Origin of the sequence: Inquilinus limosus (assembly GCF_002195995.1) — a bacterium.
GTDB classification, from domain to species: domain Bacteria; phylum Pseudomonadota; class Alphaproteobacteria; order DSM-16000; family Inquilinaceae; genus Inquilinus; species Inquilinus limosus_C.
The window spans coordinates 120228-134433 of record NZ_NHON01000005.1; the positions used below are offsets into that span (position 1 = coordinate 120228).

Genomic DNA, 14206 nt, shown 5'->3' on the forward strand with positions numbered 1-14206 from the left:
TGCGCAAAGGCCATGGTAGACGTCGGCCGATGGAGGTCGCTCCATGACCCCCCTCGCCCCGACGCTCCGCCTGTGGCTCGGCGATGGCGAGCCGACGGCGCTGGTCACCCTGGCCGAGGCCCGCGGCTCGACCCCGCGCGAGGCCGGGGTGCATATGCTGGTCACCGCCGGCGCCGCCCGCGGCACCATCGGCGGCGGGCGGATGGAATGGGACGCGATCGCCGCTGCCCGAACGCTGATCGCGGCCAAGGAGCGGTCGCAACGCGTCGAGATCCCGCTCGGCCCCGCCATCGGCCAGTGCTGCGGCGGCTATGTCGTGATCGACCTGGAGCTGGCCGACGGCGCCACCCTGGCCCGGATCGAGGCCGAGGAATCCCTCGAGGCGGCCACGCGCCCGAGCGTCCTGGTCTTCGGCGCCGGCCATGTCGGCAAGGCACTGGCCCGGGCCCTGGCGCCGCTGCCGGTGAAGATCCAATGGGTCGACGGCCGCGCCGACGAGTTCCCGGCCGAGATCCCGGACGGCATCGTCCGGCGGCTGACGCCGACCCCGACCGACGCGGTCGCCGAGGCCCCGCCCGGTGCCGCCTATCTGGTCATGACGCACAGCCATGCCATGGATTTCGAGGTCACCGAAGCGGCCCTGCGGCGCGGCGACGCCGCCTATGTCGGGCTGATCGGTTCGGCCACCAAGCGCGAGCGCTTCGAGCGCTGGTTCCGGGCCCGCGGCAACGACCCGCGGCGCGCCGGAGAGCTGACCTGCCCGATCGGGGCAGGCCTCGGGCGGGACAAGCGCCCGTCCGTCATCGCCGCCATGGTCGCGGCGGAATTGCTCATCGCCTTCGCCAAGGCTAAGGACGTGCCCGCCCCCGCCGACAAACCGGCGGCGGGGGCGGGCCCAGAACAGGAGGCTGCATGGACCGCAACCCGGGGGCCGGCCCCGCGCGCATCGAGCTGCGCGGCATCACCAAGAGGTTCGCGAGCCTCGTCGCGAACGACGGGGTAAGCTTTTCCGTCCAGCCCGGCGAGATCCACGCGCTGCTCGGCGAGAACGGCGCCGGCAAGTCGACGCTGGTGAAATCGATCTACGGCCTGCTGCAGCCCGATTCCGGGGAGATCCTGTGGAACGGGCAGCCGGCCCGGCCCGCCAGCCCGCATGAGGCCCGCCGCCTCGGCATCGGCATGGTGTTCCAGCATTTCTCGCTGTTCGAGGCGCTGACCGTGGCCGAGAACATCGCGCTGGGCCTGGAAAATCCGCCCGACCGGCGCGTCCTGGCCAAGCGCATCCGCGAGGTGTCCGAGGCCTACGGCCTGCCGCTGGACCCGCATCGCGAGATCCACACTTTGTCGGTCGGCGAGCGCCAGCGGGTCGAGATCGTGCGCTGCCTGCTGCAGGACCCGAAGCTGCTGATCATGGACGAGCCGACCTCGGTCCTGACCCCGCAGGAGGTGGAGCGGCTGTTCGAGACGCTGCGCCGCCTGTCGGCCGAAGGCTGCTCGATCCTCTACATCAGCCACAAGCTGCATGAGATCAAGGCGCTGTGCAGCCGGGCGACGATCATGCGCGGCGGCAAGGTGGTGGGGTCCTGCGACCCGGCGGCCGAGACCGCGCGCAGCATGGCGCAGATGATGATCGGGGCGGAACTGCGCACCCTGGCGCGCCGCGGCGCCCGCGGCGCGTCCGAGGCCAAGCTGGTGGTGGAGGCGCTGAGCCTGCCCGCCGACGGTCCCTTCGGCACCGCGCTGAGGGAACTGAGCTTCACCGTCGGGGCCGGCGAGATCCTGGGCATCGCCGGCATCGCCGGCAACGGCCAGAACGAGCTGCTGCAGGCGCTGTCCGGCGAGCGGCGGGTGCGGCCGGCGGCCGCCATCCGCATCGCCGGCAGGCCGGTGGGGGCGATGAGCGCGGAGCAGCGCCGCCTGCTGGGGCTGTGCAGCGTGCCGGAGGAGCGCAACGGCCATGCCGCGGTGCCGGAGATGAGCCTGGCGGCCAACACCCTGCTGAGCGCCCGCAACCGCATGAGACTGGCGCCCGGCGGGCTGATCCGCGCCGGCCTGGCCCGCCGCTATGCCGAGCGGGTGATCCATGAGTTCGGCGTCAAGGCCCGCGGGGCCGAGGCGGCGGCCGGCAGCCTGTCCGGCGGCAATCTGCAGAAATACGTGGTCGGGCGCGAGGTGCTGCAGACGCCCGAGATCTTCATCGTGTCGCAGCCGACCTGGGGCGTCGATGCCGGCGCCGCCACCGCGATCCACCAGGCGCTGATGACCCTGGCCCAGAACGGCGCCGCGGTGGTGGTGATCTCGCAGGACCTCGACGAGCTGCTGCAGATCACCGACCGCATCGCGGTGATCAATCTCGGCCGCCTGTCCGAGGCCCGGCCCACCCATGACATCTCGGTCGCCGAGATCGGCCTGCTGATGGGCGGGCTGCACGGCGCCGAGCCGGCCGCGGCCGAGGAGAAGGAGCACGCCGCCCATGTCGCTTAGGATAGAGCCACGCCGGGAACCGTCCCGCGCCATGGTCTGGCTGACGCCGCTGATCGCCATCGCCCTGACCATCGCCAGCGGCTACCTGCTGTTCCTGGCGCTGGGCCTGGACCCGGCCGAGACGCTGTACCAGTTCCTGATCGCGCCGATCGAGACCTTCTACGGCTGGACCGAGCTGGGGGTGAAGGCGGCGCCCTTGATCCTGATCGCCACCGGCCTGGCCATCGGCTTCCGCGCCAATGTCTGGAACATTGGCGCCGAGGGCCAGCTGGTGATGGGCGCCATCGCCGCCGCCGCCGTCGCGCTGGGCTTCTGGGGCGAGGAGGGCTGGTGGATCCTGCCGGCGATGTGCGTCGCCGGCGTCCTGGGCGGCATGGCCTATGCCGCGATCCCGGCCTTCCTCAAGACCCGCTTCGACGTCAGCGAGATCCTGACCAGCCTGATGCTGACCTATGTCGCGTCGCTGGTGCTGGGCATCCTGGTGTTCGGGCCGTGGAAGGACCCGGACGGCTACAACTTCCCGCAGACCCGGATGTTCACCGACGCCGCGGTGCTGCCGATCCTGGTCGAGGGCACCCGCCTGCATCTCGGCGTGCTGGTGGCGGGGCTGATCGCGGTCGGCGCCTGGTTCCTGATGGGCCGCACCGTGTTCGGCTTCCAGATCCAGGTGGTCGGCCAGGCCCCGGCCGCCGCCCGCTTCGCCGGCTTCAGCCGCAAGCGCGTGACCTGGTTCGCCCTGCTGCTGTCCGGCGGCCTGGCCGGGCTGGCCGGCACCTTCGAGGCCGCCGGCCCGATCGGCCAGCTGATCCCGCAGCTGACGCCGGGCTACGGCTTCACCGGCATCATCGTCGCCTTCCTCGGCCGGCTGCACCCGATCGGCATCGTCGTCGCCGGGCTGGTCATGGCCCTGTCCTATATCGGCGGCGAGAACGCGCAAGTCTCGGCCGGGCTGCCGACCGCGGCGACCGGCGTGTTCCAGGGCATGCTGCTGTTCTACCTGCTGGCCGCCGACATGCTGGTCCGCTACCGCCTGCGCTGGGCCTCGGCCCAGGCCGCCGCCCCCAAGCCTGCAACGGTGTCGTGATGGAGATGTTCGTCCTGATCGCGGCGACGGTGATCACCGCGGCCACCCCCCTCCTCCTCGCCGCGCTGGGCGAGCTGGTGGTCGAGCGTTCCGGCGTCCTCAACCTCGGCGTCGAGGGCATGATGCTGATCGGCGCGGTCACCGGCTTCGCCGTCACCTTCACCACCGGGCAGCCGGCGCTGGGCATCCTGGCCGCGGCCCTGGCGGGCACGGCGATGTCGCTGATCTTCGCCGTGCTGACCCTGACGCTGATGGCCAACCAGGTCGCCACCGGCCTGGCCCTGACCATCTTCGGCGTGGGCCTGAGCGCGCTGCTGGGCTCCGGCTTCGTCGGCCATCCGATCGCGCCGCTGCCAAAGCTGGCGCTGCCGGTGCTGAGCGAGCTGCCGGTCGTCGGGCCGCTGCTGTTCGGCCAGGACGCGCTGGTCTATCTGTCGGTCGCCATGACCTTCGGCGTCGCCTGGTTCCTGAAGCGCAGCCGCGCCGGGCTGGTGCTGCGCGCGGTCGGGGAATCCGCGGAATCGGCCCATTCGATCGGCCATCCGGTGCTGCTGGTGCGCTATCTCGCCTGCCTGTTCGGCGGCGCCATGGCCGGGCTGGCCGGGGCCTTCCTGTCGCTGTCCTACACCCCGCTGTGGATCGAGGGCATGACCGCCGGCCGCGGCTGGATCGCGCTGGCGCTGGTGGTGTTCGGGTCGTGGCGGCCGTGGCGGGTGCTGCTCGGTGCCTATCTGTTCGGCGGCGTCACCATCCTGCAGCTGCACGCCCAGGGCATCGGCGGCATCGATATCCCAGCGCAGGTCTTCACCATGCTGCCCTACCTCGCCACCATCGCGGTGCTGGTGATCATCGCGGCCGGGCCGTGGCGCGGCCGGCTGCAGGCGCCGGCGGCGCTGGGCAAGCCGTTCCGGCCCTCGATCTAGGCCGGACAGGAGCGCGATCCCAATCGCGCTCCCAACCACGGATCGCTATCATCCGGTGAATCACAACAAGGAGGTCTTCATGTCGATGCGCTTCTCCCGCCGGGCGGTTCTGGCGGGCTCCGCGGCCACCCTGGCGACGACGATCCTGCCCGGCCGCATCTGGGCGGCGGAGCCGCTGAAGGTCGGCTTCATCTATATCGGCCCGATCGGCGATTACGGCTGGACCCACGGCCACGACATCGCCCGCCGCGAGATCGAGGCGAAGTTCGGCGACAAGGTGAAGACCAGCTATGTCGAGAGCGTGCCGGAGGGCCCCGACGCCGAGCGCGTGCTGCGCCAGCTGGCCCAGGCCGGCAACGAGCTGATCTTCACGACCTCCTTCGGCTACATGAACCCGACGATCCGGGTGGCCAAGACGCTGCCGAAGGTGAAGTTCGAGCACGCCACCGGCTACCAGACCGCGCCGAATGTCAGCACCTACAACGCCCGCTTCCATGAGGGGCGCACGGTGTGCGGCACCATCGCCGGCCACATGACCAAGTCGGGCATCACCGGCTATATCGGCTCGGTGCCGATCCCCGAGGTGGTGATGGGCATCAACGCCTACACGCTCGCGGCGCAGAAGATCCGCCCGGACATGAAGGTGAAGGTGATCTGGGTCAACAGCTGGTACGACCCGGGCAAGGAGAGCGACGGCGCCAAGGCGCTGATCGATGGCGGCGCCGACATCCTGTGCCAGCACACCGACAGCCCGGCCGCGATCCAGGTCGCGGAGGCGCGTGGCATCCACGCCTTCGGCCAGGCCTCGGATATGCGCAACTTCGCGCCCAAGGCGCAGCTGACCTCGATCGTCGACAATTGGGGCCCATACTATGTCGAGCGGGTGCAGGCCGTGATGGACGGCACCTGGAAAACCTCCAGCATCTGGTGGGGCTTCAAGCACGGCATGGTCACGCTGGCGCCGTACAACGAAGCAATGCCGCCGGAGGTGGTGGCCGCGGCGGAGAAGACCAAGGCCGACATCATCGCCGGCACGCTCGACCCCTTCGCCGGCCCGATCAAGAACCAGAAGGGCGAGCTGGTCGTGCCCGAGGGCAAGTCCCTGAGCGACGACGAGATCGCCAAGATGGACTGGTATGTCGAGGGCGTGGAGGCTTAAGGCGCCATCGCGCGTAGGTTGGGTTCGCGAACAGCGAAACCAACGTCGGCCATGGCCGATGCGCCTCTCTGTTGAGTCCCCCCTCCCCTCGCGGGAGGGGGCTAGGGGGAGGGGGTTTTCGCCGCAAGAGGTGAACTCGCTACCCAACGTCTCCCGCCAACATAGCTCCGATCGTCTGCACCACGCCCTCCAGCTCATGCATGACCTGGTGGTTGGAGAAGCGCATGACACGGAAGCCCTGATCTTCCAGCCAGCGCGTCCTCCTGAAATCGGCATCGCCGGTCAGCTCATGCGACGGGCCGTCCACCTCGATCACCAGTCGTGCCGAGAGACAGACGAAATCGACGATGAACGGGCCGAGGCGGTACTGGCGCCTGAAGCGCGCGCCGCCGACCCGCTTGTCCCGCAGCTGATGCCAGAGCAGAAGTTCGGCTTCGGTCTGGTTTTGCCGCAGAAGCTGGACGCGTTCATCGGCCATCAGCGCGTTGCCTCGAAAACCCCCTCCCCCTACCCCCCTCCCGCGAGGGGAGGGGGGACTCCATTGTGCAGCGGTGCGAAGGGCTGGACCAGAAGGGCTCTTCCGCCATGACCGCCCCGCTCTATCTCGACCATCTCGCCTCCACCCCGCTGGATCCGGAGGTGCTGGACGCGATGCGCCCCTGGCTCGACCCGGCCGCGGTCGGCAATCCGCATGCGGCGCGGCATCGGCCGGGCTGGCGGGCGGCGGAGGCGATCGATGCGGCGCGGGCCGAGGTGGCGGCGCTGGTCGGCGCCCGGCCGGGCGAGATCCTGTTCACCGGTGGCGCCACCGAGGCCAACAACCTGGCGCTGCTGGGCGGCACGCCCGAGGGCTGGCCGGCGGTCGCCTCGGCGATCGAGCATCCCAGCGTCCTGGCCTGCCTGCCGGAGCTCGCCGCGCGAGGCCACCGCACCGCGACCCTGCCCGTCGGGGCCGACGGCACCGCCGATCTCGACGCCCTGCGCAAGCTGCTGGCCGGCCGCCCGGCCCTGGTCTCGCTGATGGCCGCGAATAACGAAATCGGCACCATCCAGCCGCTGGAGGACGCCGCCCGGATCTGCGCCGAAGCCGGCGCCCTGCTGCACACGGACGCGGTGCAGATCCTGTCGACCGGCACCATCGACGTCCGTGCCCTCGACCTCGCCTTCCTCAGCCTGTCCGGGCACAAGCTGTACGGCCCGATGGGGATCGGCGCGCTGTTCGTGCGCGAGGGCATCCCACTGCGCCCCCTTCTCCATGGCGGCGGCCAGCAGCAGGGACGCCGCGCCGGCACTCTGCCGACCGCGCTCTGCATCGGGCTCGGCGCCGCCTGCCGCATCGCCCGGCAGCGCCGTTCAGCCGATGCGAAGCACCTGACGATCCTGCGCGAGCGGCTGTTCGCGGCGCTGCGGCATGAGCTGCCGGACCTTCGCCGCAACGGCTCCGCCGAGCACGGCCTGCCCGGCTGCCTCAATGTCAGCCTGCCGGGGCTGGATGCCGCGGACCTGCTGCTCGATTTGCCAGAGCTGGCGCTGTCCACCGGCTCGGCCTGCTCCACCGGCAGCCCGGAGCCGTCGCATGTGCTGCGCGCGATCGGCCTGTCGCCGGAGGCGGCCCATGGCAGCCTGCGCTTCGGCCTCGGCCGCGGTACCACTGAGGCGGATGTCGATCGGGCCACGGCCCGGATCGCCGAGGCGATCAGAGCGCGAGATCGGCGCTGAGCCGCGACCGCGTCTGCTCCACCAGATAATCCGAGAACACCCGCACCTTGGCCGGCAGGAAGCTGCGATGCGGGTACAGCACCGCCAGCACCACCGGCTCCGGCGGGTGGTCGGGCAGCACCACCTGCAGCGCGCCGCTGCGAAGATGGGCCGCCACCTCCCACACCGGCTTCATGACGATGCCGCGGCCGTCCAGCGCCCAGTCGGTCAGCACGTCGCCGTCATCGGCGTCGAAGCTGCCGCGCACCGGCACCTTGGACGGGCCGTCCTTGCCCTCCAGCGTCCACTGGTACTGCCGCGAGCCGGGGAAGCGCAGCAGCAGGCAGTTGTGGCCCACCAGCTCCTCCGGCGATTTCGGATGGCCCTGGGCCTCGAGATAGGACGGCGCGGCGCACAGCACCCGCCGGCAATCGGCGATCTTGCGCAGCACGAAGCTGGAATCCTTCATCTCAGCCATGCGGATGGCCAGGTCCACCGCCTCGCCCAGCAGGTCGAGCAGGTGGTCCGACAGACGCAGCCGGACGTCGACGCGCGGGTAGAGCTCGTGGAACTGCGGCACCAGCGGCGCCAGGATGCGGCGGCCGAAGCCGAGCGGCGCGGTCACCCGCAGGCTGCCCGACGGCACGCCGCTGGTGGTGGCGACGCTGGTCTCGGCCCGCTCCATCGCGTCCAGCACCACCAGGCAGTGGCGGTAGAAGGTCTGGCCGTGCTCGGTGGTCTGCACCTGGCGGGTGGTGCGGTTCAGCAGGCGGACGCCGAGATGCTGCTCCAGCTGCTGGATGCGGTGGCTGACCACGGCCGGCGACATGCGCACCTGCCGGCCGGCGGCCGACAGGCTGCCCAGCTCGACCACGCGCACGAAGACCCGCATGTTCTCCAGCAGCGCCAATCCCTGCTCCCTGTTCCTCGAGGCGATTCTGGGCGCATCCGCCGGATGGGATTATAGCCTTTCTTTTGAAAGTGCTGTGTTCCGCCCGCGCTTCCCCCGCCGCGGCGATGGCCATTAGGCTGGCTGGAACGGATAATCAGCCAGGACGGCGGAGGCGACGGCATGGAGCCGATCATCTGGGAATGGATCAACCTCGTCGCCCGCTGGGTGCATGTGATCACCGCGATCGCCTGGATCGGCTCGTCCTTCTACTTCGTCGCCCTCGACCTCAGCCTGAAGAAGCGCGAGGACCTGCCACAGGGCGCCGGCGGCGAGGCCTGGCAGATCCATGGCGGCGGCTTCTACAACATGGTCAAGTACCTGGTGGCGCCGGACCGGCTGCCGAAGGAGCTGACCTGGTTCAAATGGGAGGCCTACTCCACCTGGATCAGCGGCTTCTTCCTGCTCTGCGTCCTGTACTACCGCGGCGCCGACCTGTTCCTGGTCGATCCGCAGGTCTCGATGCTGTCGCCGAAGGAGGCGATCGCGATCAGCGTGGTCAGCCTGGCCCTCGGCTGGCTGGCCTATGACCTGCTGTGCAAGTCGCCGCTGGGCGAGAGCGACGTGAAGCTGGCCGCCGCCGGCTTCGTCGTGCTGGTCGCGGCGGCCTATGGCTTCAGCCAGGTGTTCAGCGGCCGCGGCGCCATGCTGCAGATGGGCGCGCTGATCGGCACCATGATGGTGGCCAACGTCTTCTTCCTGATCATCCCGAACCAGCGCAAGGTGGTGGATGCCCTGCTGGCCGGCCAGTCGCCGGACCCGAAGCTGGGCCGGCAAGCCAAGCAGCGGTCGCTGCACAACAACTACCTGACCCTGCCGGTGCTGTTCCTGATGCTCAGCAACCACTACCCGCTGGCTTTCGGGTCGCACTGGGCCTGGGTGATGACGGCGCTGGTGCTGGTGATGGGCGGGGTGATCCGGCACTTCTTCAACTCGCGCCACGCCGGCAAGGCGACGCCGTGGTGGACCTGGGGGGTGGCGGCGGCGTGCATGGCGGCGATCATCTGGCTGTCGACCCTGCCGCCGCCGCGCGAGCATGAGGTGGCGACCGCGACCAAGCCCTGGATCGGCGCGCCGGCGCCCGCCCCGGTGCAGACGGCCGCGGCGGCGGGGCCGGTGTCCTTCGCCCAGGTCACCGACGTCGTGGTGTCCCGCTGCAGCATGTGCCACTCCACCATGCCCGGCTGGGAGGGCATCAACGAGGCGCCGCGCGGCGTGCTGCTGGACTCGCCGGAGGAGATCCGACGCCACGCCAGCCTGATCCGCCTGCAGGCGGTGCTGACCCACGCCATGCCGCCGGCCAATGTCAGCCAGATCACGCCGGAGGAGCGCGACCTCCTCGGGCGCTGGACGGCCGATCCCGATCTGGCCGTGCAGTGAGCCCGGATATTCCGATGACCGATCGCGTTGCACAAAAGCCGTCATGGCGAGCCCCGAAGGGGCGTGGCCATCCAGGGCGGCTCGCACCGGCCCCTGGATGGCCACGGCGCTGCGCGCCTCGCCATGACGATGTCGAGAGATGGTCCCGGATGATTGGAGACCCGAGATGACGATCCCCACCACCGCCCTGCGCGGCCGCCTGCTGAGCTTCCTCGCCACCCCGAAGGGGGCCGGCGACGCCGCCAGCTATCGCTATATCCCGGACGGGGTGGTGGTGGTCGAGGACGGCCGGATCGCCCGGGTCGGCCCGGCCGCCGAGATCCTGCCGGCGCTGCCGGCCGGCACCGCGGTCGACCATTATCCGGACGAGCTGATCCTGCCCGGCTTCATCGACGCACATCTGCATTTCCCGCAGACCCAGGTGATCGCCTCCTACGGCGCGCAGCTGCTGGACTGGCTGCAGAAATACACCTTCGTGTCGGAGCAGCGTTACGGCGACCCGGCCTATGCCGAGCGCCAGGCGCAATGGTTCCTGGCCGAGCTGCTGGCCAACGGCACCACCACCGCCGCGGTCTACGGTTCGGTCCATCCCGGCTCGGCCGAGGCTTTCTTCGCGGAATCCGAGCGGCTGGGCACCGCCATGATCGCCGGCAAGGTGATGATGGACCGCAACGCCCCGCCCGGCTTGCTGGACACCGCCCAATCCTCCTATGACGACAGCAAGCGGCTGTTGGACCGTTGGCACGGCAAAGGCCGCCAGCGCTATGCCGTCACCCCGCGCTTCGCCATCACCTCGACCGAGGCGCAGCTGGAGGCGGCCGGCGCCCTGGCCCGCGAATTCCCGGACGCCTATGTCCAGACCCACATCGCCGAGAACCTGAAGGAGGTCGAGGCGGTGCGCGAGCTGTTCCCCGACAGCCGCGACTATCTCGACGTCTATGACCGCTACGGCCTGCTGGGCCCGAAGACCCTGTTCGGCCACTGCATCCATCTGGAGGAGCGCGAGCGGGCGCGCATGGCCGAGACCGGCTCGGTTGCGGTGTTTTGCCCGACCTCGAACCTGTTCATCGGCAGCGGCCTGTTCCCGATGCAGGAACTGGCGCGGCGCGACCCGCCGGTGCGCATCGCCGCCGCCACCGATGTCGGCGGCGGCACCAGCTACTCGATGCTGCGCACGCTCGGCGAGGGCTACAAGGTGCAGCAGCTGCAGGGTGCCAACCTGTCGGCGCTGGAGGCCTTCCACCTGGTCACCGCCGGCAATGCCGAGGCTCTGGGGCTGGAACAGGAGATCGGCACCATCACCCCCGGGCGCTGCGCCGACCTGGTGGTGCTGGACGCCCGCGCCACCGCCGCCATGGCGCACCGGATGGAGGCGGTGGAGGCCGATCTCGAGGAAGAACTGTTCATCCTCATGACTTTGGGGGATGATCGGTCGGTGAAGGCGACCTACATCCAAGGGCGCCGCATGCATGAACGGGAGGGAACGCGCAGCCGGTCACCGGCCTGAGCGTCCAGTCAGGAGCGCCATGGCCGAGATCGATCGCGACGCCGACCCCAGCATCGACGAGCCGAAGACCGGGCAGGTCCGGTCACTGCTCCGCGCCCTGCGGCTGCTCGACACCGTGGCCGCCCGGGCCGAAGGCATGAGCCTGACCGAGCTGGCCCGCGCCACCGACCTCTCCGCCCCCACCGTCCACCGGCTGCTGACCACGCTGGAGGAGGCGCATTACGTGCGCTTCGACCCGGCGGCGCGGCGCTGGATGGTCGGGCTGCAGGCCTTCCTCTCCGGCCTCGCCTATGCCGACGGCATGGGGCTGCGCCGCCTGGCCGACCCGCCGATGCGCACCCTGTTCGGCCTGTGCCACGAGACGGTGAACCTGGCGGTGGAGGAACGCGGCACCATCCTCTACCTGCATCAGCTGGGCGACCCGGGCGCCAGCCTGCCGGGATCGACCCCGCTGCCGGTGCACGGCTCCGGCGTCGGCAAGGCGCTGCTCTCGGCCAAGACCGACCCGGTGCTGTCGCGCACCCTGCCGGCTTTGGCGCTGACCCGGCTGACCGAGAAGACGGTGCCGGACCTGCCCAGCCTGCGCGACCAGATCAGCCGCGCCCGCCGCTCCGGCTACGCCATCGACGACGAGGAGCACCTGTCCGGCGTGCGCTGCGTCGCCGCGCCGATCCTCGACCGCGGCGGCCGCCCGGTGGCCGCGCTGTCGATCTCCGCCCCGCGCGAGCGCATGGGCGACGACCGCATCGGCCAGATCGGCATGCTGGTGCGCCAGGCGGCCGAGAAGGTGACGCTTCAACTGGGCGGCCGGCCGCACTAGAGACCGCCTGTAAATGCTACTGGTGCGGCTGATGGCGGTTTCTGCGCTTCCGGTGCTCACGGACTTTAACGTCCGCTGCGCGCCGGCTCTCGAAACCACCGCCAGCCGACTCACACCAGCGCATTTCCAAACGGTCTCTATGACTCGCCTTCCCCTCAATTGTCATTGCCGGGCTTGACCCGGCAATCCAGAAGGTCTCGACGCTCTCTGGATGCCCGGGTCGAGCCCGGGCATGACAGCTTCGGGAAGAGGCACGACCCGTGCGCGACCTTCCACCAGGTGAAAAAGACCGATCCGGTCCGCCGATTTTCGCGCCCTGGAATGTTTCGGCCCGCCGCTGGCCCCGCCCGGCCCCGCCGGCCACCATCCTCCCGAGAACCTTCGAACGGGAGGGCATGATGCCCAAGATGACGGCGATGGAAGCGGCGGTGCATGTGTTGCGCAGCGAGGGGGTGGAGGTCGCGTTCGGCGTGCCGGGCGCGGCGATCCTGCCCTTCTACGAGGCACTGAAGGACAGCGGCATCCGCCATGTGCTGGTCCGGCACGAGGAGGGTGGCACCCATGCCGCCGAGGGCTATACCCGCGCCCGGGCCGGCGCCATCGGCGTCTGCATCGGCACCTCCGGCCCGGCCGGCACCAACATGATCACCGGCCTGTACTCCGCCATCGCGGATTCGATCCCGATCCTGTGCATCACCGGCCAGGCGCCGCGCGCCAAGCTGCACAAGGAGGATTTCCAGGCGGTCGACATCGCCGCCATCGCCAGGCCGGTCACGAAGTGGTCGATCACGGTGATGGAGGGCGCCCAGGTGCCCTGGGTGTTCCGCCGCGCCTTCCAGATCATGCGCTCCGACCGGCCCGGCCCGGTGCATATCGACCTGCCGATCGACGTGCAGAAGGAGATCATCGACTACGACCCCGAGACCGACGCGCCGCTGCCGGTGTCGCGGCCGGCGCCGAGCCCGGCCGCCATCGCCCGCGCCGTCGACATGCTGCTGGCGGCGGAGAAGCCGCTGATCGTCGCCGGCGGCGGCATCATCAACGCCGAGGCGTCCGACCTGCTGGTCGAGTTCGCCGAGCTGGTGAACGTGCCGGTGGTGCCGACGCTGATGGGCTGGGGCACCATCCCGGACGACCATCCGCTGAATGCCGGCATGGTCGGGCTGCAGACCCAGCACCGCTACGGCAACGCCACCTTCCTGCAGAGCGACGTGGTGCTGGGCATCGGCAACCGCTGGGCCAACCGCCACACCGGGTCGACCGAGGTCTACACCAAGGGCCGCAAATTCATCCATGTCGACATCGAGCCGACCCAGATCGGCCGGGTGTTCTGCCCGGATCTGGGTATCGTCGCCGATGCGAAGCTGGCCCTGGAGGCGCTGATCGCCGAGGCCCGCGGCCGCAAGCTGCCGAGGCGCGCGAGCTGGGTCGGCGCGGTGCAGGAGCGCAAGCGCACCATGCTGCGCCGGACCGATTTCGACAACACGCCAATCAAGCCGCAGCGGGCGTTCCAGGAGATCAACGCCGCCTTCGGCCGCGACACCCGCTTCGTCACCGCGATCGGCCTGTACCAGATCGCCTCGGGCCAGTTCCAGAAGGTGTACAAGCCGCGTAACTACATCATCTGCGGCCAGGCGGGTCCCCTGGGCTGGGAGGTCTCGGCCTGCACCGGCGCCAAGCTGGCCGACCCGTCGGCCGAGGTGGTCGGCATCGTCGGCGACTATTCGCTGCAGTTCCTGATCGAGGAGCTGGCGGTGGCCGCGCAGTACCGCATCCCCTTCGTGCTGGTGGTGCTGAACAACGCCTATCTCGGCCTGATCCGGCAGGCGGAGCGCGGCTACAACATGGACTACGAGGTCCAGCTCTCGTTCCAGAACATCAACGCGCCGGAGATCGGCGATTACGGCGTCGACCACGTCAAGGCGGCGGAGGCCTTCGGCTGCATCGCCCGCCGGGTGTTCGACCCGGCCGAGATCGGCGAGGCGCTGCAATGGGCGCGCACCCGGGCGACCCAGGCCAGCCTGCCGGTCATGGTCGAGATCATCACCGAGCGGGTGACCAACATCGCCATGGGCCCGGAGATCGACAAGGTCACCGAGTTCGAGGAGATCATCGACCTCGCCCCCGCCCCGGCCCGCGAGCCGGAGACGGTGTAGGGCGCGTAAGACCCGAGGCCGGTGCCGCCCCCTCACCCGGAACCGC

Annotated in this window: 12 protein-coding genes; 10 read left to right on the plus strand and 2 right to left on the minus strand. The window is 70.2% G+C overall.

What is annotated here, in order from left to right; translation table 11 throughout:
• Positions 1 to 43: 43 nt before the first annotated feature.
• The 5 genes from xdhC (at position 44) to BWR60_RS04780 (ending at position 5650) form a co-directional block, all read left to right on the plus strand.
• On the plus strand, positions 44 to 1003 hold the full coding sequence (xdhC, locus tag BWR60_RS04760) for a xanthine dehydrogenase accessory protein XdhC (RefSeq protein WP_088149857.1): 960 nt from the start codon (positions 44 to 46) through the stop codon (positions 1001 to 1003).
• Complete coding sequence (locus BWR60_RS04765) at positions 913 to 2484, plus strand: ABC transporter ATP-binding protein (protein WP_088149858.1); 1572 nt, start codon at positions 913 to 915, stop codon at positions 2482 to 2484. The genes xdhC and BWR60_RS04765 overlap by 91 nt, the downstream gene beginning before the upstream one ends.
• Positions 2474 to 3568, plus strand: a complete 1095-nt coding sequence (locus tag BWR60_RS04770) for an ABC transporter permease (protein ID WP_088149859.1) — start codon at positions 2474 to 2476, stop codon at positions 3566 to 3568. The genes BWR60_RS04765 and BWR60_RS04770 overlap by 11 nt, the downstream gene beginning before the upstream one ends.
• Positions 3568 to 4491 carry an ABC transporter permease gene (locus BWR60_RS04775; protein WP_088149860.1) on the plus strand — a complete coding sequence of 308 codons (924 nt, stop codon included), beginning with the start codon at positions 3568 to 3570 and terminating at the stop codon, positions 4489 to 4491. The genes BWR60_RS04770 and BWR60_RS04775 overlap by 1 nt, the downstream gene beginning before the upstream one ends.
• An 85-nt stretch (positions 4492 to 4576) precedes the next feature.
• Positions 4577 to 5650: a BMP family ABC transporter substrate-binding protein gene (locus tag BWR60_RS04780; protein WP_088149878.1), complete on the plus strand. Its 1074-nt coding sequence runs from the start codon at positions 4577 to 4579 to the stop codon at positions 5648 to 5650.
• Positions 5651 to 5789: 139 nt separating this feature from the next.
• Here BWR60_RS04780 and BWR60_RS04785 read toward each other — a convergent pair whose 3' ends face one another.
• Positions 5790 to 6128, minus strand: a complete 339-nt coding sequence (locus tag BWR60_RS04785; protein WP_088149861.1) for an endonuclease domain-containing protein — start codon at positions 6126 to 6128, stop codon at positions 5790 to 5792.
• Positions 6129 to 6235: 107 nt separating this feature from the next.
• On the opposite strand from BWR60_RS04785, the gene BWR60_RS04790 reads away from it, so the two are divergent.
• On the plus strand, positions 6236 to 7369 hold the full coding sequence (locus BWR60_RS04790) for a cysteine desulfurase family protein (RefSeq protein ID WP_088149862.1): 1134 nt from the start codon (positions 6236 to 6238) through the stop codon (positions 7367 to 7369).
• Here the strand turns inward: BWR60_RS04790 and BWR60_RS04795 are convergent.
• Entirely contained in the window at positions 7347 to 8258 is a 912-nt protein-coding gene (locus BWR60_RS04795; protein WP_088149863.1) for a LysR family transcriptional regulator, read from the minus strand. The genes BWR60_RS04790 and BWR60_RS04795 overlap by 23 nt on opposite strands.
• Positions 8259 to 8420: 162 nt before the next feature.
• On the opposite strand from BWR60_RS04795, the gene BWR60_RS04800 reads away from it, so the two are divergent.
• The 4 genes from BWR60_RS04800 (at position 8421) to gcl (ending at position 14160) form a co-directional block, all read left to right on the plus strand.
• Positions 8421 to 9677: a urate hydroxylase PuuD gene (locus BWR60_RS04800; protein ID WP_088149864.1), complete on the plus strand. Its 1257-nt coding sequence runs from the start codon at positions 8421 to 8423 to the stop codon at positions 9675 to 9677.
• A 166-nt stretch (positions 9678 to 9843) separates the two neighbouring features.
• The gene (guaD, locus tag BWR60_RS04805) at positions 9844 to 11184 is read left to right on the plus strand and encodes a guanine deaminase (protein WP_088149865.1); all 1341 of its coding nucleotides are present in this window, start codon (positions 9844 to 9846) and stop codon (positions 11182 to 11184) included.
• Between the two features lie 19 nt (positions 11185 to 11203).
• A complete protein-coding gene (locus BWR60_RS04810) occupies positions 11204 to 12004 on the plus strand; it encodes an IclR family transcriptional regulator (protein ID WP_179221631.1) in 801 nt (266 codons plus the stop codon).
• Between the two features lie 398 nt (positions 12005 to 12402).
• Positions 12403 to 14160: a glyoxylate carboligase gene (gene gcl / locus BWR60_RS04815; RefSeq protein WP_088149879.1), complete on the plus strand. Its 1758-nt coding sequence runs from the start codon at positions 12403 to 12405 to the stop codon at positions 14158 to 14160.
• Positions 14161 to 14206 lie beyond the last annotated feature (46 nt).